The 22,080-nt window shown below is 63.1% G+C and carries 18 protein-coding genes; 16 read left to right on the top strand and 2 right to left on the bottom strand.

All coding sequences use genetic code 11. The annotated features are described in order from the left end of the window. Positions 1–478: 478 nt before the first annotated feature. Positions 479–1,327: a LuxR C-terminal-related transcriptional regulator gene (locus tag ACZYZ7_RS29235; RefSeq protein ID WP_450072950.1), complete on the top strand. Its 849-nt coding sequence runs from the start codon at positions 479–481 to the stop codon at positions 1,325–1,327. Positions 1,328–1,363: 36 nt separating this feature from the next. On the opposite strand, the gene ACZYZ7_RS29230 is transcribed toward ACZYZ7_RS29235, so the two are convergent. Beyond that, the gene (locus ACZYZ7_RS29230) at positions 1,364–2,101 is read right to left on the bottom strand and encodes a GAF and ANTAR domain-containing protein (protein WP_450072951.1); all 738 of its coding nucleotides are present in this window, start codon (positions 2,099–2,101) and stop codon (positions 1,364–1,366) included. A gap of 57 nt (positions 2,102–2,158) precedes the next feature. Next, positions 2,159–2,803 (bottom strand): ANTAR domain-containing protein, encoded by a 645-nt coding sequence (locus ACZYZ7_RS29225; protein ID WP_450072952.1) that lies wholly within the window; start codon positions 2,801–2,803, stop codon positions 2,159–2,161. Positions 2,804–3,581: 778 nt separating this feature from the next. On the opposite strand from ACZYZ7_RS29225, the gene ACZYZ7_RS29220 reads away from it, so the two are divergent. The 15 genes from ACZYZ7_RS29220 (at position 3,582) to ACZYZ7_RS29150 (ending at position 22,065) form a co-directional block, all read left to right on the top strand. Next, the gene (locus ACZYZ7_RS29220) at positions 3,582–4,457 is read left to right on the top strand and encodes a LuxR C-terminal-related transcriptional regulator (RefSeq protein WP_450072953.1); all 876 of its coding nucleotides are present in this window, start codon (positions 3,582–3,584) and stop codon (positions 4,455–4,457) included. A 187-nt stretch (positions 4,458–4,644) separates the two neighbouring features. After that, positions 4,645–6,381 (top strand): glutamine--fructose-6-phosphate transaminase (isomerizing), encoded by a 1,737-nt coding sequence (gene glmS, locus ACZYZ7_RS29215; protein WP_450072954.1) that lies wholly within the window; start codon positions 4,645–4,647, stop codon positions 6,379–6,381. 71 nt (positions 6,382–6,452) lie between these two features. Then, positions 6,453–8,033, top strand: a complete 1,581-nt coding sequence (locus tag ACZYZ7_RS29210; RefSeq protein WP_463742345.1) for an AMP-binding protein — start codon at positions 6,453–6,455, stop codon at positions 8,031–8,033. Further along, positions 8,030–8,251 carry an acyl carrier protein gene (locus ACZYZ7_RS29205; RefSeq protein WP_135458730.1) on the top strand — a complete coding sequence of 74 codons (222 nt, stop codon included), beginning with the start codon at positions 8,030–8,032 and terminating at the stop codon, positions 8,249–8,251. Before ACZYZ7_RS29210 ends, ACZYZ7_RS29205 begins: the two co-directional genes overlap by 4 nt. Next, positions 8,248–9,636, top strand: a complete 1,389-nt coding sequence (locus ACZYZ7_RS29200) for a flavin monoamine oxidase family protein (RefSeq protein WP_450072956.1) — start codon at positions 8,248–8,250, stop codon at positions 9,634–9,636. The genes ACZYZ7_RS29205 and ACZYZ7_RS29200 overlap by 4 nt, the downstream gene beginning before the upstream one ends. Then, on the top strand, positions 9,633–11,078 hold the full coding sequence (locus ACZYZ7_RS29195) for a KamA family radical SAM protein (protein ID WP_135458725.1): 1,446 nt from the start codon (positions 9,633–9,635) through the stop codon (positions 11,076–11,078). Before ACZYZ7_RS29200 ends, ACZYZ7_RS29195 begins: the two co-directional genes overlap by 4 nt. Before the next feature lie 162 nt (positions 11,079–11,240). Beyond that, on the top strand, positions 11,241–12,686 hold the full coding sequence (locus tag ACZYZ7_RS29190) for a sugar transferase (protein ID WP_167858192.1): 1,446 nt from the start codon (positions 11,241–11,243) through the stop codon (positions 12,684–12,686). Between the two features lie 8 nt (positions 12,687–12,694). After that, positions 12,695–13,981, top strand: coding sequence for a glycosyltransferase (locus tag ACZYZ7_RS29185; RefSeq protein WP_450072957.1), 1,287 nt, complete (start codon positions 12,695–12,697; stop codon positions 13,979–13,981). Further along, positions 13,963–14,988 carry a GDP-mannose 4,6-dehydratase gene (gmd, locus tag ACZYZ7_RS29180; RefSeq protein WP_135458718.1) on the top strand — a complete coding sequence of 342 codons (1,026 nt, stop codon included), beginning with the start codon at positions 13,963–13,965 and terminating at the stop codon, positions 14,986–14,988. The genes ACZYZ7_RS29185 and gmd overlap by 19 nt, the downstream gene beginning before the upstream one ends. A gap of 16 nt (positions 14,989–15,004) precedes the next feature. Further along, a complete protein-coding gene (locus tag ACZYZ7_RS29175) occupies positions 15,005–15,619 on the top strand; it encodes an LbetaH domain-containing protein (RefSeq protein WP_450072958.1) in 615 nt (204 codons plus the stop codon). Then, on the top strand, positions 15,609–16,547 hold the full coding sequence (locus tag ACZYZ7_RS29170; protein WP_135458713.1) for a GDP-L-fucose synthase family protein: 939 nt from the start codon (positions 15,609–15,611) through the stop codon (positions 16,545–16,547). Before ACZYZ7_RS29175 ends, ACZYZ7_RS29170 begins: the two co-directional genes overlap by 11 nt. 14 nt (positions 16,548–16,561) lie before the next feature. Continuing rightward, positions 16,562–17,299, top strand: a complete 738-nt coding sequence (locus tag ACZYZ7_RS29165; RefSeq protein WP_463742344.1) for an acyltransferase — start codon at positions 16,562–16,564, stop codon at positions 17,297–17,299. Continuing rightward, on the top strand, positions 17,296–18,435 hold the full coding sequence (locus ACZYZ7_RS29160; protein ID WP_135458709.1) for a glycosyltransferase: 1,140 nt from the start codon (positions 17,296–17,298) through the stop codon (positions 18,433–18,435). The genes ACZYZ7_RS29165 and ACZYZ7_RS29160 overlap by 4 nt, the downstream gene beginning before the upstream one ends. Position 18,436: 1 nt before the next feature. After that, positions 18,437–19,210 (top strand): hypothetical protein, encoded by a 774-nt coding sequence (locus ACZYZ7_RS29155; RefSeq protein WP_463742343.1) that lies wholly within the window; start codon positions 18,437–18,439, stop codon positions 19,208–19,210. A 5-nt stretch (positions 19,211–19,215) separates the two neighbouring features. Then, a complete protein-coding gene (locus ACZYZ7_RS29150; RefSeq protein WP_450072962.1) occupies positions 19,216–22,065 on the top strand; it encodes an MATE family efflux transporter in 2,850 nt (949 codons plus the stop codon). Positions 22,066–22,080: the final 15 nt, after the last annotated feature.

Below are 22,080 nucleotides of genomic sequence, written 5' to 3'. Positions count from 1 at the left end.
TCCTGTGAAGCGCGTTCGCAGCGTATTCCCAGACTGGCAGCGTTCGGGGCCGGGTCGGAAAACCGACTTTGGGTACGAAAATACGGGTTCAATTCGACTGAACGTTTGCTGAACTCGCGCTAGCAGGGTCGATGCCTTCAGGGGTTTCCCATGGCCTGCTATTCCTACCCAATGTGCTCTTTTGATCGCAATCTTTGCCGTCGACCGCCGTCCAGAACGGTTGACCGTGAACCTAGCAAATGCATACCATCGGCCAAACTCTGGGACACAAGTGCTAGACGCGCAACCTGTCCGGAGGAAGGGCTGGACACTATGCGATTGATTGGGCGTGCGACAGGACCGGCCTCGGGATCTACGGGGACGGTGCGCCCCTCCGTAGCGTGCGATTGAACAGATCACCGTCATGGATGAGATTTCAGTTCGTCAATCAATTTCGTCATCTCGGAGCGCGGTGGCGTTGACGGATGATGGAGAGCCCGTGGTGACGGTCGTCGCCGACCGGGGCAACTCGGTCTACGGTCCGGGGAGGGGCAACGGCAACGGTCACCACTCGGGAAGAACCCCGACATTTCCGATGCAGCTCGACGAATTGCATGAGTGGGAACGTTCGTTTGCCGTTGGCGGACGACTCGACCCATATAGCGCTATGGTCGATGGACGCGGTTTGCTCCGGGATGCGGAAGTTCTCATCGTCGATGACTGCACGTTGTACCGCGACTATCTCGTCGCAGTCCTGCTGTCGCATGGCGCGGTGTCCCCCGGGGTTGCCTGGGATGTTCCCTCCCTGATCGCAGCGTTCGAGGCGAGGCTGCCTCGAGTTGTAGTGCTGAACATGGGGACTCGCGACAGTGCGATTCTGCTAAGGCGCGCGTTGAGCTTGGGGCCGCAGGTCCGAGTGGTGGTTCTGGGCGTCTCCGAGGACGACGAATCCGAGATTGTTGCGTGTGCTGAGGCCGGAGTGGCCGGATACCATCTGCGCACCGAAACGCTTCAGGATCTGATCACATTGCTGCACAGGGTCGCTGCGGGGGAATCGCTGTGTTCGCCGCGGGTTTCGGCGATCCTGTTGAGGCGACTATCGGCGCTCGCGTCCCAGCGCCCGTCGGCCGCAAGGGAATTGGTCCTCACAGCCCGGGAGGTGCAGGTCCTCAGGATGCTGGAACTTGGGCTTGCGAACAGGGATATCGCCGACGAGCTGTGCATTGCGGTCCATACCGTCAAGAATCACGTGCACAGCCTGCTGACCAAGCTCGGTGTCAGCACTCGCGCACAGGCAGCGGTGGTGGCCCGGACCATCGTGGCCGCTGAAGACAGGCCAGGGGCCTAGTCCGGGATTCTGGGCCATCGTTGGTCGCGAATCGGGCTATTGCTCGGACCGAGGTCGGATGTTGAGAATCTCGGAGGTGTCCGCTCCCGCGACCACGGCGCGAGCCAGGTCGGCCAGTCGCTGATTGGTCTTCCTGGCGTACGTGCGCAGGAGGTTGAACGACTCGTCCATCCCCATCCCCCCGCGCTCTGCAAGCACCCCTTTGGCCTGCTCGATGATCGTCCTGGTGTTGAGGGCGCCCTGTAGCTGCTGATTGATGATCTCGGCACGGGTGATGATGCGCTGGTGAAGTATCCCCACGGCAGCTACATCGGACAGCCCTTGTCCCACTGCGATATCGCTGTCTGACATTTGACCAAGTTCAGTTCTCAGTAGATTCACTGCGCCGATTCGTTCGTCGCGCAGCCGAAGCGGCAACGCGAACGCCGAACTGAACCCGTACTCCGCGGCGCGTTGGGCGAACGCGGGCCAGCGCTCCTGCTCTCGCTGGATATCCGGCACCAGCACGGTCTCCCGGGTGAGGTAGGCCTCCAGACACGGCCCGGAGTTGGCTTCGATCTGGAGCAGTTCGAGTAGCCGGGTGTGCTCGCTGCTGGACGCGAACACGTGCAGGCGTCCGTGCGCGTCTCCGAGCATGATTCCGGCCGCGGTGACCGGCAGCAACGTCGTCAGGTCGCCAACGAGGCGTTGCGCGAACTCAACGACGTCGTAGTCGGCGACGAGCGTGTCCGCCAGCCCGACGAATGCATTCGCGAGTTGTTCATAGCGGTTCATCATGTCCCCCTTGCATAATGAAGTCTTCCCTCGATGTTTGCGTTGGTCAACGTTCGCTCACGACGTCACCGAGGAACCCGGGGTCGCGCCCTCGCCTGGGTCTGCGTTGGGTTCCGGCGCGAACCTGAGTCGCCGGTGTACGACGTCGTGGGCGACTTCACTGAGCAGACGTCCATTGGCATAGGCGTATGCCTGAAGGCGGACATAAGCTTCGCGGGCGCCGACCCCGAGTTGTGCAACGACCATCCCGGTCGCCTGATGCACTTCGCGACTACCTAGGGCCTGGTCCCATAGTGAATTGAGCGACTCGACGGGCACATCGCCCAGTCCTGCGCTGAGCAACATCGACGTGATCATCTCGGCGATGGCGATGGCATCGGCGAAGTCGAGTGCCGTCAGTTCGGGGGGTGCATCGCGATACAGATCGAGGACACCTACCTGGATGGCACCAACTTGCAGCGGAAATGCGTACATCGCGGATACGCCGGAGGTGACCGCCTCGCTGGCGAACATCGGCCACTGCTCGTCGGCCTCGGACAGTTGCGCGACCATCACCGGCGTGCCGGCCGAGATCGCATCCACGCCGGGCCCCTCTCCGAGGGTGGCCTGGGTCCATTCCAGTCGTTCGGCGATGTTGTCGCTGGAAGCGAGAACATCGATGCCTATGCCCTCCACGTTCACTGAGATGCCTGCGCGTGTCACCGGGAGAACCGATACGCACGCCTTACACAGGCGTGCTGCGTCATCCGGGTCTGCGGCGCTCGTGCGGACTGCCTCGAGAAACCTGGTCCGCACACTCCGCGGATCAGACTCGTTCACGGGACGCTCCACTCTGTGCATCGAGTCGGATTTATGCACAACCACTGCTTGGGCGCTGCCGGGGCTGATGTGGTGCGAGGTCTCGATGATCGGTGGATTGTGCCCGTGACAGGAGACTACCGCGAGCATGGCGCGGGTGAGGCAGCACGCGCGTGATTGACGCGTGGGAAATATATTTCCTGAGCAAGGATTGTGTTTGCCAAGACTGCTGCCAGATACGAATATTTCAGCGTGGTCAACAGGTGTCACGGCATGCGCCAAGGTGTCTGACGGCAAACATGTCACGCCGCGTGAGGCGTGCAATCGGCGGGGTGTCCCCTGATCGGATATCGCGGTTCTCGCCTGCTTACTGCGGAAACTGTGGCCGGAATGGCCTGGATGGCCCCCTCGACTGCTAGCTACTTGCGGAGGGGAGGGCTTTGCTCAAACTTGGCGTGACCTTTGCTTCGGGGTGGTCGCTCCTTGGAAGTCCCTGAATTTTACGCGCGCGATGGCAAACTTCATTAAGTGTGCTAGTTTCGCGTCCACGGCCCTTCGTGACCTATGGCAGCTGAGAAGGGGATGTTCGTCGCCAGGACCCCGCGACAGGTGAAGTGCGGCGGTTTGAGCGAGCGGAGTCGGGGGGCATGGTCGTGGTAGCTGATTTGCTCAGGTGGACGTGTTGACCGCCGACCCGGCCGTTTCCTCCGACGGCGTGATTGAGCCGGATCTGTCAGTCGATGCGGATGCCGATCTGGCTGCCGTGGATCGCCGCCATACGGTCGGGTCCGGACGCCGCCTGTCGAACTCCCGGTCGTTTTCGGCTCTACCGGGCGGACTGGCTGACTGGCGCACGCCGTCGACGAGCGCCGGTGATTCGGGACTGCTCCGGGATACGCGGATCCTGATTGTCGATGACAGCACGCTCTGTCGCGAGTTCCTGGCGGGGGTGGTCACCGCCCACGGCGTGCTGGCACCGGGCCTCGCCTGGGATGTGCCTTCGCTGACCGCGGCCCTCGAGAGCACGTTGCCGCGTGTTGTCCTGCTGAATATGGCGACTCGCAACAAGGCGGTGTTACTGCGTCATGCCCTGGAATTCAGTCCGTCGGCGCGGGTAGTCGTTCTGGGCGTATCCGAGACCGACGAATCCGAGATTGTCGCGTGCGCGGAGGCCGGTGTGGCCGGCTACCACCTGCGTAACGAATCGCTCGATGACCTACTCATATTGATACACAACGTTGCTGCGGGGGAGTCGCTTTGTTCGCCGAGAATTTCCGCAATCCTGCTGCGCCGATTGTCGGCGCTGGCTTCCCAGCGGCAACCGGCGGTAAGAGAACTAGTCCTTACGTCCCGTGAGGCCCAGATCCTCAGGATGCTGGAATCAGGCCTTTCGAACCGGGACATTGCAGCAGAGCTGTGTATCGCTGTCCACACTGTCAAGAACCACGTGCACAGTCTGTTGAACAAACTCGGTGTCAGCTCGCGTGCGCAGGCTGCCGCACTCGCCCGCACCATCCTGCACGCCGATAGCGCTCCCGGGGACCAGTCGGGGATCTAGTCCGCGATCCAGACCGCGGTCTAATCCAAAAATCGATCTATCGGTCCATGTACCAACGGCTTTCGGCCATCGATAGTGATTGCATGTTTACGGGGGTTAGCTCAAGGCCAGGCGAAGGCATCGCTGGCGATCGAGTTTGCGGGTCCGGTTCGACGGCAATCGCTGTCGCTGCTTCGGGAATGGTCTGATGTGCGGCATCATCGCCTGCCGGACAGATCGCCCCGCAGTCGACTACCTGCGAGTGGGACTACGCCGGCTCGAGTACCGCGGGTACGACTCGGTCGGAGTCGCCCTGCAGACCACAACCGGCCCCGTCGTCCGTCTGCGGACGACGGGGCGTGTGGCGGCCCTCGAAGGGCTGCTGGACCAGTGGCCCGGCCCGCAGTTCAACGGGGTGGGAATCGGCCACACACGCTGGGCGACCCGCGGTTCGGTGACCGAGGGCAACGCCCACCCGCACATCGACTGTCGAGGGCAGATCAGCCTGGTGCACAACGGAACGATCGAGAATGAGGCCGGGCTGCGGACGGAGCTGGCCAGTACCGGGCACGAGTTCGCGACGACGGTCGACAGCGAGGTGTTGTGCCACCTGATCGAGGATGAGCGGTATCGCTGCGGGGATCTGGTTCTGGCTGTGCGGAATGCCCTCGCCAGGGTTGAGGGATGCTGGGCTCTTGCCGCGCTGGAGCAGGGCACGGGCCGAATCGTCGTCGCTGCCAAGGGGTCCCCACTGCTCGTTGCGCACACCGCACACGGCGACTTTGCGGCAAGTGACATCGCGGCGATCGCCGACTGGGTCGACGAGTTCCGGATACTCGACGACGGCGACGTCGTCGAGCTGACGAATGCCGGTCGGTGGCGCGGCCGCGAGGTGGAACTGAATGGCTACACCGACGACATGGCCAAGGAGATCGACGAACAGCCGCAAGCGGCCGCTCGGATCTTCGATGACCTGGTGGACGGAATCGCGACCGGGCGGGTCTGGAACCAACTCGGGCTGCCTCCGTTCGAACGTCTGAAGGTGATCGGCTGCGGAACATCGCTGAACGCAGGCAAGGCGATCGGCAACCTGGCGCGAGAACTCGGCGGAATACCGACAACTGCCATCGCCGGGAGCGAAGCTGCTGCCGAGGTCCCTGATGAGTGCCAGCTGTGCATCGCCGTCAGCCGGTCAGGTGAGACCACCGATGTGCTGCGCGCGGTCGAGGGTCCCGCCATGGGTGACTCGCCATTGCTCGCACTCACCAGCAACTCGCATTCCACACTGGCCCGGCTGGCAGATGCCGTCATCGGCTTTTCGGCCGGGTCTGAGACCGGTGCCGCAGCCACCAAGACATTCGTGTGTGAGGTGGTTGCCGGTGTGGCTCTGATGATCTCGGCGCTTGTAGCTATGAAGCGCCTGCCCACCGCTGCGGCAACTGGACTCGTCGACGATCTTCGCCGACTGCCGGATCAATTGGCCGCGGCCGGTGCGATCGCCAAGTGCGTCATACCGCCGATCGCAGACGAATTCGTATCCAGGGGCGGGTTCATCTTCATCGCACGCGGATCGGGGCTACCGTACGCCGCCGAAGGTGCCCGCGAGGTAACGGAACTCACCCATCTGTGGGCCGGGCATTACCCGGCCGGCGAGTTGAAGCATGGACCACTCGCGTTGGTGCGCGACGGAACCCCGGTCGTGGTCGTCGGCCATGGAGACCATGAGCTCGTCAGGGATGTCGGGGACGTGCGGGCCCGCGGCGGTCGGGTCATCTCGATCGGGCCGGCGGGTAGCGATGTGCCGGTAATCGGCAACCTGAATGCGCCGTGGGGCCCGATCGAGGCAATTGCCCCGATGCAGATTCTGGCCCGCACCCTGGCCAAGGAGCTGGGACGCGATGTCGACAAGCCAGAACATGACCTGAAGGCGGTGATGGTCGAGTAAACCCGGGGGACTCGTCGCCCACGCAAAACAGATCAAGGACCCAACCGGTCCTGCTCACCACATAGGAAATTATGGCTCAGACTGCTTTTCCCAACGCCGATATCTGGCCGCGTGAGGCCGATATCGACCCCGGCGGTGACGTGGTTGCGGACTTCGCCGCGGTCGTCCGAGCTTGGCCACACCGCGCAGCCATCATGCACAACGGGACTGTCATCACCTATCGTGACCTCGCCGACCGGGTCCGTCGTACTGCATTGCACTACAGGGCAACTCGATTCGGTGACGATGAAGACTCCCGTCTGATCGGTGCGGTGGTTGCACACGTACCCGCTGTGGTTGATCTTCTGCTCGGAAGTCTGCAGGCTCGGGCGGCCTATTGCCCGATCGACGCTGCGCTTCCGGCGGCCCGCAAGCAGGCGCTCGCTGCGGCACTCGGCGTGGATCGACTGTTTGCGGTAGCCCGGGACCCGGACGACTCGACGGACCTTCGGATCGAAACGCTCGACGAGGACCCGGTTCTTGTGGACACGGATCTGCCTGAGCCGAGATGTCGCCCCAGTGATCCGGCGTATGTGCTGTGCACCTCGGGTTCCACGGGGAAGCCGAAGCCGGTGGTGGTTTCGCGACGTGCCCTCGCGGCCACGGTGAGGGCACTACGTCACCTTTTCGGGATCACGCCCGACGACCGAGTGCTTCAATTTGCGTCGCTCGGCTGGGATACCTGTTTGGAGGAGATCCTCCCTGCGTTAACAGCCGGCGCGACATTGGTTTTCGACGATGCCGCCCATTCTGTTGCGTTGCCCCGCTTTGTCCGCATGTTGGCAGAACGAGAAATCACCGTACTCGACCTGCCGACGGCGTTCTGGCACGAGCTGGTGCTGTTTCTCCACGAGGAGCAGGCGTCATTGCCGGCCTGTGTCCGGCTGGTGGTGATCGGCGGCGAACGGGTTGATCCAACCCGACTACGGCAGTGGCGCGATGTCGATGCTGGGCACGTCAGGTTGCTCAATACCTACGGATGCACCGAGACGACGATGGTGACTCACGCGGTGGACCTGTGCGGACCTGACACCGAACCGGAAGTGGCGAGGTGCGACGGCGAGATTCCGATCGGGCGTGCATTGCCCCATGTGCGCGATCACGTCACCGACGAAGGGGAACTGCTGGTGTCGGGACCGGGCCTCGCCACTTGCTACCTCGGGTTGCCGGAGCTCACCGAGTCCGGATTCCCCGTCGCCGACCACGGCTCCGGTCCGACCCGGTGGTTCCACACCGGAGATCTGGTTGCCCGCGGTGAACGGGGGCTCCTGTACTCGCGCGGCCGCACTGACGAACAGGTGAAAGTCCTTGGAGTGCGGGTGCATCCGGCGGAGGTGGAGGCTCAGCTGAACACCCACCCCGCAGTCGGGGGTGCCGTCGTGACAGGTGAACGGCTACTCGGCCGCACCGCACTGACGGCGTACGTAGTCCCGGTCGGGACGATTACCCAGGTTGAGCTGAAGCGTTACCTGGGCCAGCGCTTACCCGCCCAATTCGTACCCAGTCGAGTGAGATTCGTTGACTCACTGAGCTATACGTCCAGCGGAAAAATTGATCGGGCGGCAACACGTCGCGCCGCAAGAGACCACGACGGCAAAGGAGCGGGTCAATGAGTGCCGGCCACATCGTCCAGATCTTTCGTAGGGTCCTCAACACTCCTGAGGTGAAGACGGACTCCGACTTCTTCGAACTCGGCGGCGATTCGCTGTTGGCGACCAGGGTGCTCAGTGCGATCGCCCGGGACTTCGGGACGGAATTGTCGTGGGAGGACTTCATCGAAAGACCTTCGGCAGAGGGCCTGTTCGCAAAAGTCTGTGCTGTCGTGCCATGAGCAGGGAAAACATGCGTGTCGTCGTCGTCGGGGCCGGCCTGGCCGGGCTGACGGCTGCTCTCGACCTGAAGGCCGCGGGTGCGGACGTCACCGTGCTCGAGGCGCGTGATCGGGTAGGTGGACGGATGCACGGCGTCCCGATATCCGGGTCCGTGGTCGCCGACGGGGGTGCTGCCTATCTGGGCGTGCGGCACACCGAGCTACGTGCATTGCTACGGGAGCACGGACTCGATGTGGCTTCCACGGGGATGGCCGGCGACAGCACGTTCATGCTCTCGAACCGCCGGACGACAACTTCGAGTCGGGTCCCTCCGTTGGATGTGGTGGCACTTGGCGACTTGTTCGACCGGCTGGAGGAACTCGTCGCGCGGATACGGCCGGATGCGCCATGGCTGAGCCCGCAAGCCGGCGACCTCGACCGACTGACTGCCGCGCGCTGGCTTGCCGATGAGGTCAAGCATCCGGACGCGCAGACATTCTTCCCGCTCTTCATCGGCGAGATGATGGCGGCCGATCCCGAAGCGGTTTCGGTACTGCACATGGCTTTCTACCTGCGTTCTGGCGGCGGCATCCGCTATCTCAACGCCTTCGAGGGTGGAGCCCAGCAATGGCGGATCGATGGCGGCGCCCATCTGCTGTCCGAGGCGCTCGCTGTACAACTTGGGACGCGGGTGCGGTTGGGTCATCCGGTATGCGCGATCGATCAGAGCGCCGACGAAGTGGTGGTGCAATGCATTCCGCACAGCGATGGCATGCTGTCCGAGTATCGAGCCGATCGGGTGGTTGTCGCGATACCGCCAATACTCGCGCAGCGGATCGAGTTTCGGCCGGCGCTGAGCGCGCCGCGCGCGACTGCGGCCACCGGCCGGGGTTGCGCGGTCAAGGTACACCTGGGATATCCGACTCCGCTGTGGCGCGAGTACGGCCTGTCCGGTTGGTCGGTGAGTTCCAACGGGCCGTTGCTGTCGACGGTCGACGATTCTCCGCCGGATGAATCAGCAGGTGTGCTCACCGGATTCGTCACAGGCGCCGAGGCAGCGACGTTCTCGGCGATGTCGGCGGCTGAGCAGTACGAGGCGGCGCTGAACCATGTCGGACAGCTCTTTCCTCAGCTGCCCCCGCCGACTCAGTACACCGTCACCGACTGGTTGACCGAGAAGTACAGCAAGGGATGCTATTCCGCGCTGTTCGGCCCCGGCGACTGGTTGCGGCTCGGACCGACACTGACCGAGCCTCATGGCCGCGTTCATTGGGCGGGCACCGAAACCAGCTTGGAATTCTTCGGGTTGATGGAGGGGGCGATCAGGTCCGGCCGACGGGTCGCGGACGAATTGATCCACGCCGATGAACCGGCAACCGCCTCGCGAAAGGTGCTGTCACGATGACAACGCTCAGTGAACGCAGCCAGGCCAGATCCACTGTGGTCGATGACCAGCCGTATACCTACGTGCGCACAGAGTTGACCGAGCCGGATTGGCGGCGCTACCCAGGATGGGCGACGGTCACGGCATCCGATTGGCGAGATCCGCAATGGCAGCGCGCGCACTCCGTCAAGAACATCGCGCAACTGCGTGCTGTGGTGGGGGACCTTCTCGACGAACGATTCTATGCCGACCTGCTCGCCGACCAGCAGCGGGAGGCGACCATGTCGATGTTGATGCCGCCGCAGATGCTGAACACCATTGCCCCCCACTGCACATCGGGCCGCCGCAGCCTCACGGAGGCGTTTTATGCCGATCCGATTCGGCGTTACATGCTGCCGGTGTTCACCGATCGTGACCGCAGATGGCGCTCACACCCTTACGCCGAGCGAGATTCGCTGCACGAAAGCGACATGTGGGTGGTCGAGGGGTTGACTCATCGGTACCCGACCAAGGTCCTTGCCGAAATGCTCTCGACCTGCCCGCAGTACTGCGGGCACTGCACCCGGATGGATCTGATCGGCAATTCGACGCCCGCGGTGAGCAAGGCCAAGCTGACCCTGCGGCCGGCGGACCGGCAGGAGCGCATCCTCGAGTACTTGCGCGCCACACCGACCGTAAGGGACGTCGTGGTTTCCGGTGGCGACGTGGCCAACATCCCGTGGCCACGGCTGGAGTCCTTTGTCATGAAGCTGCTCGAGATCGACACCATCCGGGATATCCGCTTGGCCACAAAGGCACTGGCGGCGTTGCCGCAGCACTGGCTGCAGCCGAAGGTGGTCGAAGGCGTCAATCGCGTGGCACAGGCCGCCTCCGCCCTCGGAGTCAACCTGGCGATGCATACCCACATCAACCACGTGCAGTCGGTGACACCGCTGGTCGCGGAGGCGGGGCGAGCCCTGCTCGCCGCCGGGCTGCGGGATGTTCGCAATCAAGGTGTGCTGATGCGCGGCGTGAATGCGACGACTGAAGACCTTCTCGATCTGTGCTTTGCGCTTCAGGGCGAAGCCAACATTCTCCCGTACTACTTCTATATGTGCGACATGATCCCCAACGCCGAACATTGGCGCACCCCACTGTGGCAAGCCCAAGAGTTGCAGTTGGCGATCATGGGGTACCTGCCCGGGTTCGCGACTCCGCGCATCGTCTGCGACGTCCCCTTTGTCGGAAAGCGTTGGGTCCATCAGGTAGTCCGGTACGACCGCGAATTGGGCATCTCCTACTGGAGCAAGAACTATCGCACCGTACTCGACAAGGCGGATCGTGACGCGTTGAACCGTGTCTACCCGTTCTACGACCCGATTGACACCCTGCCGAGGTCCGGGCAGCGATGGTGGCTCGCGACACGCGAATATCCAAGTACTGCAAAAGTTTCAGTGCAGGTGTCCCAGTACGTGGACCCGTGAGTTGGGGGTAACGCCATGCAACAAGACGAGATCCAGACCGTCACCCGTCGTTCCCATCCGAACAATGGGAGCGGGTGGCTGACCGCGGTCGGCGACACCGCCGCAGGTCCGCCGAAACCTGAGACAACCAGCGGTCGGGTTGCATTTGCCGCACAGAATCTGATGCCGAGCGAGGTGTTCGAGCGCACCACCTGGCAACGGCGTTACGCGGCGAAGATACGGCTGACGGACACCATGGTCGTCTGCTTCGCTGTGGGCCTGGCGCAGTACATCCGATTCGGAACCAACCACTCCGCAGACGCGCAATTCAAGTATTTCGTCCCGGGTTTCTCGGTCGCGTTCATCGTCGTGTGGCTCACCGCGCTGGCTGGATCGCACACTCGGTCGCCGCGAATCATCGGTTCCGGCATCGACGAGTACCGGCGGGTGATCGCGGCATCCTTCTGGACTTTCGGAGCGATCGCGATCATCACGTTGCTCCTCAAGATCGACGTGGTGCGAGGGTATCTGGCGGTCGCGCTCCCCACCGGGATCATCTGTCTGGTTCTGGGCAGGTCGTATTGGCGTGGAAAATTGGCGCATTGCCGTGCGTCGGGCAGGAACCAAACCGCCGTCCTGGCCATCGGAGAGCCCGGCGCGGTGCAAAGCCTGGGGAACGAGCTGACCCGAAATGAGTCGGACGGCTATCGCGTAGTGGGCGTCGGCGTTCCGGGCTATGGCCCTCCGCGGGGCGAGCAGATCACCATCAACGGTAGGGAAATTCCGATCATCGGCGGGGAGACACAGGTTCTGGAGGCCATCCGGACGTGTGGCGCGGACACCGTCGCCATTGCCGGTACGGAACACTTCGGCGTCCGAGGCATCCGGCGACTCCTGTGGGATCTCGAGCCGCTCGGAGTCGACCTCGTTGTCTCCACCGGGGTGATGGACGTCGCGCTTTCTCGTCTCGTGATGCGTCCCATCGCCGGACTTCCATTGCTGCACATAGAGAAACCGCAGTATCTCGGCGCCAAGCGATTTCAGAAACGGGCGTTTGACGCATGTTTCGCATCGGCAGCGCTCATCGCGACGCTGCCCATCTTGATCGCCACCGCCATTGCGATCAAAGTCGGAAGTCGGGGACCGGTCTTCTATCTGTCCGAACGGATCGGTATCGACGGCAAGCCGTTCTCGATGGTGAAGTTCCGCACCATGGTGAAGGACGCCGACAAACAGCTGGCAGGGCTGTTGAGCGCCAACGAAGGCGGCGGCTTGTTGTTCAAGATTCATGACGATCCGCGCATTACCCGTGTCGGTCAGGTGTTGCGGCGCTTCAGCATCGACGAACTTCCACAGTTCCTCAACGTGTTGCGGGGGGAGATGAGCGTCGTCGGCCCGCGGCCACCGTTGCGCCGTGAGGTGGAGGCATACGACTGCGACGTGTTGCGCCGGCTGCTGGTGAAGCCGGGCGTGACAGGCCTGTGGCAGGTGAGCGGACGATCCGATCTCTCCTGGGAGCAATCCGTTCGCCTGGATCTCTCGTACGTCGACAACTGGTCGATGATCGAAGACGTCCTGATCATCATCAAGACCTTGCGAGCGGTTTTCCGACGCACCGGGGCCTACTGAGGTTTGCCATGAGCGATCAGACAGCGGTCACGGTTCTCGGGATCAACTACTCTCCGGAACCCTTTGGCATCGCGCCATATACGGCAGGACTGTGTCGCGGACTCGTCAGCAGAGGCTACCGGGTCAACGTGGTCACCGGAATGCCCCATTATCCCGAGTGGAGGCTGCCCGAGGAATACCGCTGGAAGTGGACGTCGAGTGAAGCGATCGACGGTGTGTCCGTGAAGCGGGTACGACATTCGATTCCGGCAAGGTCGTCGAACGTTCGCCGCCTTCTCATGGAGGTGACCTTCGGTATCCGGGCCGCAGCATCGCGGTGGAACCGACCAGACGTCGTTATCTGCACAACTCCGGCACTGATCTCGACCGCGGTTCAATGCCTGCGACTTCGCGGATCGATCGGGCACAGGCCGGCACTGGGTGTCTGGGTTCAGGATCTCTACTCGGTCGGCCTGAGCGAAACTCAGAACCCGGCCGCCAACGCTGCCGGACTTGCCCGCCGACTGGAAAGCTGGGTCATGCGGGAAGCTGATGGCGTCGTGGTGGCGCACAATCGATTCCGATCCCAACTTGTCCGGAGCATGCAGGTTGACCCCGCCAAGATCACGACGATCGGGAACTGGACTCACGTTCAGTCCGCCGGCGCGAGTGACCGTATTGCGAGTCGCAGATGTCTCGGTTGGTCAGACAACGAGACCGTGGTCCTGCATGCCGGAAGCATGGGTGTCAAGCAGGGGCTCGAGAACGTCGTGCGCGCTGCGCAGATCGCCGACAAACAGAATCTGAACCTGCGTTTCGTTCTCATGGGCGATGGGAATCAACGAAGTGCGCTCGAGGCGATGGCGCGTGAAACCACTCGCCTGGAGATCCGTGACCCGCTTCCGCAGCAGGATTTCGTCGCGGCGTTGAGGGCTGCCGACATCCTGCTGGTCAACGAACGGCTCGGGGTGGCTGAGATGTCGATACCGAGCAAGCTCACCTCGTACTTCCAGAGTGGCACTGCAGTGTTGGCCTCGACGAGCCCTGAAAGTACTGCAGCGCAGGAGATCAGAAAGTCAAAGGCCGGAGTTCTGGTCGCCGGAGGAGATCCGGGAGGGCTTGTTGAGGCCGCCGCGGCGCTCGGTAGGGACGCAGATCTGCGGATGAGGTTGGGAGCGAGCGGAATCAGGTACGCCGCCGCTGAACTCAGTGAAAAGGCATCGATAGACAAGTTCGACAGTTGGATCCAGCACATGTTGGCAACGCAAGGCGTTGAGGAATCGGCAAGGGGGCGGCGATGCGCAAGCTGGCACTGATTACCGGGATCACCGGGCAGGACGGCTCATATCTGGCGGAGTTGCTGTTGGCCAAGGGATATGAGGTTCACGGCCTCATCAGACGGGCCTCGACATTCAACACGGTCCGTGTCGAGCATCTCTACCAGGACCCGCACCTCCCCGACGCCAGGTTGTTCCTCCACTACGGCGACATGTCCGACGGTGCCAGGCTGTCGATGTTGTTGAGCAAGATCAATCCTGACGAGGTCTACAACCTCGCAGCGCAGTCACATGTGCGGGTGTCGTTCGATGAGCCGGAGCACACCGGCAGCGTCACGGGTGTGGGCTCTGTCCGCCTGCTCGAAGCGGTGCGGCAAGCCGGACTGTCGTGCCGGTACTACCAGGCGTCGAGCTCTGAGATGTTCGGTGCCTCCCCACCCCCGCAAAGCGAAAGCACACCGTTCTATCCACGGTCTCCTTACGGGGCTGCGAAGGTGTATTCGTACTGGGTCACAAAGAACTACCGCGAAGCCTACGGAATGTTCGCGGTCAACGGGATCTTGTTCAACCATGAGTCACCTCGACGCGGCGAGACGTTTGTGACCCGGAAGATCACGCGCGCCGTGGCCCGGATCAAGGCCGGCATACAAGACGAGCTGTTCCTGGGCAATCTTGATGCCGTGCGGGACTGGGGGTACGCGCCGGAGTTCGTGGAGGGAATGTGGCGGATGCTCCAGGCACCTGAGCCGGACGACTTCGTACTGGCGACCGGACAGGGATGTACCGTGCGTGACTTCGTCCGAATCGCGTTCGATCGAGTGGGGTTGAACTGGCGCGACCACGTGAGGTTCGACCCGAATTACGTGCGCCCCACCGAGGTTGATGCACTCATCGGAGATTCATCAAAGGCCGCCCGACTGCTCGATTGGAAAGCGCAGGTGTGCGCCCCCGAACTCTCGGCCATCATGGTGGACGCCGACATCGCTGCGCTCCGGTGTGAAGGAAAGCCGTGGGTGGACAAGCCGGCCCTGGCCGGCTGGGAATAGCCGAGAGGCCACAACCATGACCGTCGCAGAGCCTTCCGGAGACATCCGATCTGTGGATGCCGGCAATCGCTTCCGTCTCAGTGCTTTTTCGGGGCACGGATACCGTCGCGGCCGTCCGGTGCCGATCCAGGTGCTGTGGCTGATGTCGCGCGGCCTGTTGATGCAATGGTGGTGTCCGAACGGGGTCCGCATCGGGGTATTGCGGCTGTTCGGAGCGAGAATCGCTGCGGGAGTGATCGTTCGACACGGAGTCAAGATCCACTGGCCCTGGAAACTGGTGATCGGAGACAACTCCTGGATCGGCGAGGAGGCCTGGATCCTGAACCTCGAACAGGTGCGGATCGGATCGAACACGTGCATCTCGCAGGGAGCGTTCCTGTGCACCGGGAGCCACGACAGGAGAAGCGCGACATTCGAATTCGACAACGGCCCGATTGTCGTCGGCGATTCGGTGTGGGTTGCGGCACAGGCGACGGTGCTGCGCGGTGTCTGCATCGGAGACGGCGCGACCGTCGGGGCAACGGCGATCGTGACTGACGACGTTCCCGCGGGGGCGACGGTGCTGGCGGCTCGCCCCCAGGTGCAATGGCCCCGAGAACCCCACCCAAACGGAGACTTTCATGGAGACTGATTCCCTCATCTACGTCGCCGGTCACCGCGGCATGGTCGGTTCCGCAATCACGCGTCGCCTGCATGACACCGGTTACCGGAATGTTCTGACTCGCACCCACGGTGAGCTTCCGCTCGACGACTGTGGGGCGGTGGAAGAGTTCTTTGCCTCGCAGCGTCCTGAGTACGTGGTGCTCGCCGCGGCGAAAGTCGGTGGAATCATGGCCAACTCGACCGAAGGCGCCGACTTCATCCGGGAGAATCTCAAGATCCAGACCAACGTGATCGATGCCGCATACCGCCACGGCACACGTAAGTTCCTGTTCCTGGGGTCGAGCTGCATCTATCCCAAATTCGCTGAACAGCCGATCGTGGAGGAGGCGCTTCTCTCCGGCCCGCTGGAAGAAACGAATCTGCCGTACGCAATCGCGAAGATCGCCGGAATCACGATGTGCGAAGCGTATGCACGGCAATACGGCTTCAACACATTCGCGGTGATGCCCTCGAATGTGTACGGGGTGGGTGACAACTTCCATCCGGAGCATTCTCATGTGATCGCAGGTTTGATGCGCCGATTCCACGAAGCCAAGCTGTCGAACCTGCCCGAGGTGGTGGTGTGGGGGACAGGTTCGCCGCTGCGGGAGCTGATCGACGCCGACGACCTCGCCGACGCCTGCGTCTTCCTGCTACGGCACTACGACGCCGGGGGAATCATCAATGTCGGTTCCGGACAGGAGATCTCGATCCACGACCTGGCGCTGATGATGAAATCGGTCGTGGGTTTCGAGGGTGAGGTGACGTTCGACTCGACCCGGCCGGACGGTACTCCGCGCAAGATCATGGACAACAGCAAACTGCGGGCAATGGGATGGCAGCCCACCCTCACCATCGAAGCAGGACTGAAGAAGATGTACGCCTGGTTCGTCGGGTCGCAGGCCGACGAGCATTGAGTAGGGGGACCACCATGAGGTTGATCGAGACGTTGGTGTGGCTTCTGCCCGGCAGGGCGGTGAAGAACTCCTTGCTGCGGATGTTCGGCCACCGCATCTCGCGGTCCGCGCGGATCGGTCCGGTAGTGGCATTGAATGTGGGCCGCGCCGTCATCGGAGAAGGCGTAACGATCGGGGCTCTGAACCTCTTCCGGTCTCTTCGGCTACTGGAGATGGGCGATGGCGCGACGATCGGTTCACTCAACTCGATCTCGGCGCACCCGGCCTATCAGGCGTTGCACGCGGATGTCGGAGCTCTTGTGATGGGCGAGGGTGCTGCGATCACCAGTCGACACAACGTCGACTGTTCCGGGGTGGTCCGGATCGGCGACATGTCCGCCATCGCCGGCCAGCGGACAACGATTCTGAGCCACGAGATCGACATAACGCTCAACATCCAGTCGGCGGGGCAGGTCATCATCGGTGAACGCTCGGCAGTTCTGACCAACTGCCTGGTCTTGAAGGGTGCCGTCCTCCCAGCCCACTCACTGCTCACGGCGAACTCGATGTTGATCCGGAGCAGGCAGCTCAATCCCGCCCCGGGTATCTACGGAGGTTCTCCCGCCACGTTCATCAGGTCCAATCCTCCCGAGGATGGGAGTTGGTTCGAACGGCAGAAGTGCGCCACCACCCAATTGCGGATCGATCTGCCTCGTTGCCGAAGTGCCCGAGGAGACGGTGCCTCGGACCATGTGGAGGCGATCCTCCTATGAGGGTCTTGCAGGTGCTGACACTGGTGTCGCCGGACGGTGCGTATGGCGGTCCGGCCCGGGTGGCACTGAATCAATGTGCCGCTCTGGCGAAGGCCGGTCATGAGCCGATCTTGCTGGCCGGGGCGCGCGGCTATTCGGTACCGCCGCAACTGATCGACGGCGTCCCGGTCCGACTCCTTCCGGTTCGGCGAGTACTGCCGTGGGTGGGCTACGCCTCGACGTGGTCACCTGCCATGGTCGGTTGGCTCAAGCGCCACGCATCCGCGTTCGATGTGGTGCACGTTCACCTGGCGCGTGACCTGGTGACCATTCCGGCGGCGCGGGCTGCGCTGCAAGTCGGGCTACCCGTCGTCGTGCAGACGCACGGGATGATCATCACTGGTACGCACCCACTTTCGCCGCCGGTGGATGCACTGTGGACGAAGAAGCTGCTGCGGGCGGCCGGCGCGGTCTTCTACCTGGATGATGCCGAACGTGCTGAACTCGGTGCCATCGGTGGCCCTGGCCTGCGGCTGGTTCCATTGACAAACGGTGTCCCGGTGCCTGCGGAAGCCCACGCGGACACCCGTTCCACCCCTCCGGAAGTCCTGTTTCTCGCGCGTCTACACGAGCGGAAGCGGCCGGAGGTTTTCGCCGCGGCGGCACTTGAACTGCTGCGCAAGGGTATCGACGCGCAGTTCACCCTCGTGGGTCCGTCGGAAGGGGCCGAGGCAGCGGTCGACCGGGTCATCGCGGAGGCGCGGGCGGACGGCTTCGGCAAGTCACGCCTGCGCCGTGAACCTGCGGTATCTCCCGGGCAGGTGGCCGAGCGGATGAGTGCGGCCTCCGTGTACGTGCTGCCTGCCGTGCGTGAACCGTTCGGGATGTCCATCATCGAGGCCCTCGCCGAGTCTGTGCCGGTAGTGATCAACGCCGACGGTGGTCTCGCCGGCTTCGTGGAACAGAGCGGTTGCGGTGCGGTTGTGGCGGGTGGCCCGCACGACTACGCGGGCGCCATCGCGAGCCTGCTCGCTGATCCGGTGGCCGCCCGAACTCAGGGCCAGGCAGGCCGAGTGGCGGTGCGCGAAATGTACGGCATGGCGCGAGTGTGCCGGCGACTTGAAGACGTCTACGAATCGATCATGGTGCGAGGGTGAGATGAGCAAACGAACTACCCGCGGTTCTCTTCGGCTGGGTCTACAGGTTGTCTGGGCGGTGCTGCTCGCCGTCGTGGTGACAGGCGCACTGTGGTGGGGGTTCGTTCGTGGACGCGTTTCCGTTGCCGCACAGGGGATCAGCGTCGAAGCCACCTTTGCGGACCAGCCCAATGGGCCCGCGCCGGGCAGGTTCGACGGTGGTCAGCCGGCCCTGGTCACGGGCACCCCGGGAGACCCGGGCGCCCGTCCCCGGCTGGTCGATGGGCGACTCACCTATCAGCCCACCGAGCCGGACAGTGCGGCAGGATTCTTCAGTACGCCGGACCTGGGTGCACCCCTGCGGTCGATGGGGGCACGGTTCGTATTCCGGCCGGGTAACGGCACCAAGGGAGCTATGGCGTTCGTCGTGTCCCGCGGCGTCGACTCCAGCTTCCCGCCGATGGTCCGTCCGCTGCCGGTGCATTTCGTGTTGACCCCGGTGAACTGGAACGTCAGTGTGTCGCATTCTGCCGGAGACCCTTTGGATGTCATAGCGGCGGGCGAATTCCCGGCGCCGTTGGCTGAAGATGGGGCCACGCCCTACGAGGCGCGGCTCACACTCAATGGTTCCGATCTGACCCTGGATCTACCGGGGGACGTGCATCGGACCATCTCAGATCCCCGGATCTCGGAATGGCGAGGCAGTTTTGGAAATTTCGAACTGTTCGCCAATCACGGCTTGACGGATTCACTGCCCGCCTTGGAGAAGGTGTGGGCGTCGGCGGCCGAGGGGTAGCGGACATGGAGCGGCCGTCGGCATTCAGCAAGACGCGGGCAATGGCCGGCGGGATGGATCAGGTGTTCTCCAGCCTGAGCAACGGCCTGATCATCTATGCGATCGCCGTTGTGACGTCAGTCGCGGACTTCGGGCGGATCGGCCTGGTGATGACGCTGCTGGCGGCAGCTATCGGCGTGTTGCGCGGGGCGCTGGGCACGCCGCTCCTGCTCAGGTCAGCGAAGTCCGCCGGCGATATCCGTCAGGAAGGTGGATATGCCGTAACCACGGCGTTGCTCATCGCACCCGTCGTCGGAATCGCGATGGTTGCCGTCGGCGGTTCGGCGGTCCGTACCGAGGCAGTTCTGCTGCTGTTGGCCGTGCCCGTAGTGCTCGTGCAGGATGTGTTGCGCTACATCGCTATTGCTGAGGGCCGCTCGCAGATCGCGGCCATCTGGGACGGTGTGTGGTTTGCCGGCTCGGCACTGCTGCTGGCGGGCGCCTGGCTCAAGCTGCCCTACATCACGGCCACACTGCTGGTGTGCGCCTGGGGTCTGCTGGCGCTCGTCGCCCTGGTCGGCCTGGCCGTCAACGTCCGGGTGGGCCCGCGGCTCACGAGCTATCGCGAATGGATGTCCGACGGTTGGCAACACCGCGTCCGATACGGCACTGAGGCAGGACTGGAGCAGGCCACGGTTTTTGCGGTGTTGTTGTTCGTCACGCTGGTGCTCGGTCCGGCAGTCACGGCCGCAATTCGGGGGGCGACGGCGGTTTTGGCTCCCGTGGCCATCCTGGCCGGCGCGGTGCCGCTGATCGTGATATCCGAGGGCGCGCGCGCGACGATGCGGCCGATCCAGGTGTGGCGCAACTTGGTCCGCATCATGTCGGTGATGTCGCTGGCCGCCGCCACATTGGGTATCGCCTTGTTTTTTCTGCCGCTGAAGTGGGGGGAATTTCTTCTCGGTGCGACGTTCGGCGCGACGCAACAGATCGTGCCGATCATTGCGTTTGAGTACGCCCTCGGCGGCTGGGCGACCGCAGTTGCCATCTACCTCCGCACCTTCAACCGCAGTCGTGAAGCGCTCGGATTGAAGGTCGGCTATGTGGCAGTGGTACTCCTGACTTCACTCGGAGCGGCAGTGTGGACTCGCACGGCATCCGGGGTGTCACTCGGCATGGCCGCCGCATCGACTTTTGCGGCGGCGATGGCTCTGCTGTGGTTCCGCCCGTGGGCCGAGGACGTCGCCGTGAATCCCCGAATGCCGCAGCTGCGTTCGCCGGCTGACCCGAAACGACGGGTGTTGCGCCTTACCGTTGATCCGGTTGCTCGACGCCCGCTGCCGAACACGGTCGCCGTGCGCCTGGCGTCGCGCGTTCAGACCTCCAGCGGGCTCCTGACGTTGTGGGTCGGCGCAATACTCGTGGTCTTCGGCCCGGTGGCGATCATCCGATACACGGGAGCTCCGGACAACCGACTCTGGATGTGGTCGCTGCCGGTGATCGTCGTGGCAGGCCTCAGATTCGCATGGTTGATCGGAACCGGTGAGCGTCGACTCTTCGAAATGATGTACTGGGCCTTCGCTTACGCGTTCTTGGGGCTCGCCCCGATGGCCCAGCTTCGGCTGGACGCCTTCCCTTCCACAGTTCCCCGAATGGATCACAGCTTGGTCGGAGTGGGGGCGCTCATCGCGATCGTCGGCTGCGGCACCTTTTTGCTCGGCGCCCTCGCGGATAACGCACTTCTGTTGCGTGGCAAGGCAGAAACGGTCGGGCAGGCGGGGCGGGTTTCTCGCGTGTTCACCATCGATCACCCGCGCCTGTTGTTGTTGGTGGCGTTCGCGGTCGTGTTCAACGCCTACTATCTGTCCAAGGTCGGGTGGATCCAGTTCACCCGAAGCCGTGACGAATCTTTCGCTGCGTATAACGCGATATGGCAACCCGGCACGTTGGGGTCCATGGTTCGTGGCTGCTCCTACATGGCGCTGCTCGTGGCTTTTGTTGCGCTCGTTCGGTTTCGTCGAGAGTTGAAGCAGTTTGCCGGGTTGGGATTCCCAGCCTCCGGCAGTGTGCTCAGGCTGAATCTCGCGCTCATCTTGCTGACCGGCGTGTTACTGGCCAACAGCATGAACCCCATATCGAATGCCCGGTATCTCTCTGGCACGGCCATCCTGGGCGCAGCGACTGCGTTGGGATTGGCTTCGACCAGAACCAGATTCCGAATAATGGCGGCGTCTTTCCTGGCGGGTCTCCTCGTCGTGTTTCCGCTGGCCGACGCATTCCGATACGGCCGCCAGGCCGATTTCAAGGCGGCAAATCCGATCGAGGCATTGATATCCCCCGATTATGATTCGTTCGCGCAGTTGGCAAATGGATATCTCGTGGCCGAGCGCGACGGAATAGTTCCCGGCAGGCAGATGCTCGGTGTTTTCCTGTTCGCCGTTCCCCGGAGCTTTTGGACCGACAAGCCCGTTGATTCGGGGATTCTCATCGCAAACGTACGCGGCTACCCCTTCACGAACCTCTCGGCGCCGCTCTGGATCGAGTTCTACCTGAACGGCGGTTGGGTCCTGCTGATACTCGGGATGTTCGGTCTCGGGTGGTGGTTGCACCGCGTCGATACGGGAATCGAACGACAGTTCAACACAGTGGGTATGCCGACTCTGCTCAGTTGCGTTCTGCCGTTCTACATGATGATCCTGTTGCGCGGCTCGCTCCTCCAGGCGGCTTCGTACCTGTTCTTCATCCTGGTGTTTGCGACCTTCTTGCGGACATCCTCGGCACGGAAAGAACCGATCGGTGGTATCGACCGAAGACCGGACGATACCGATGACCTTGAAGTGCCCCCTCGGCCGAGGGGGAACCATGTTCGGGTTTAGCGGGAAGTCGGCCGG

It is taken from the genome of Mycobacterium sp. IDUB_17, from assembly GCF_055419465.1.
The sequence above is the reverse complement of the archived record's forward strand: the minus strand, read 5'-3'. Positions and strand labels throughout refer to the sequence as shown.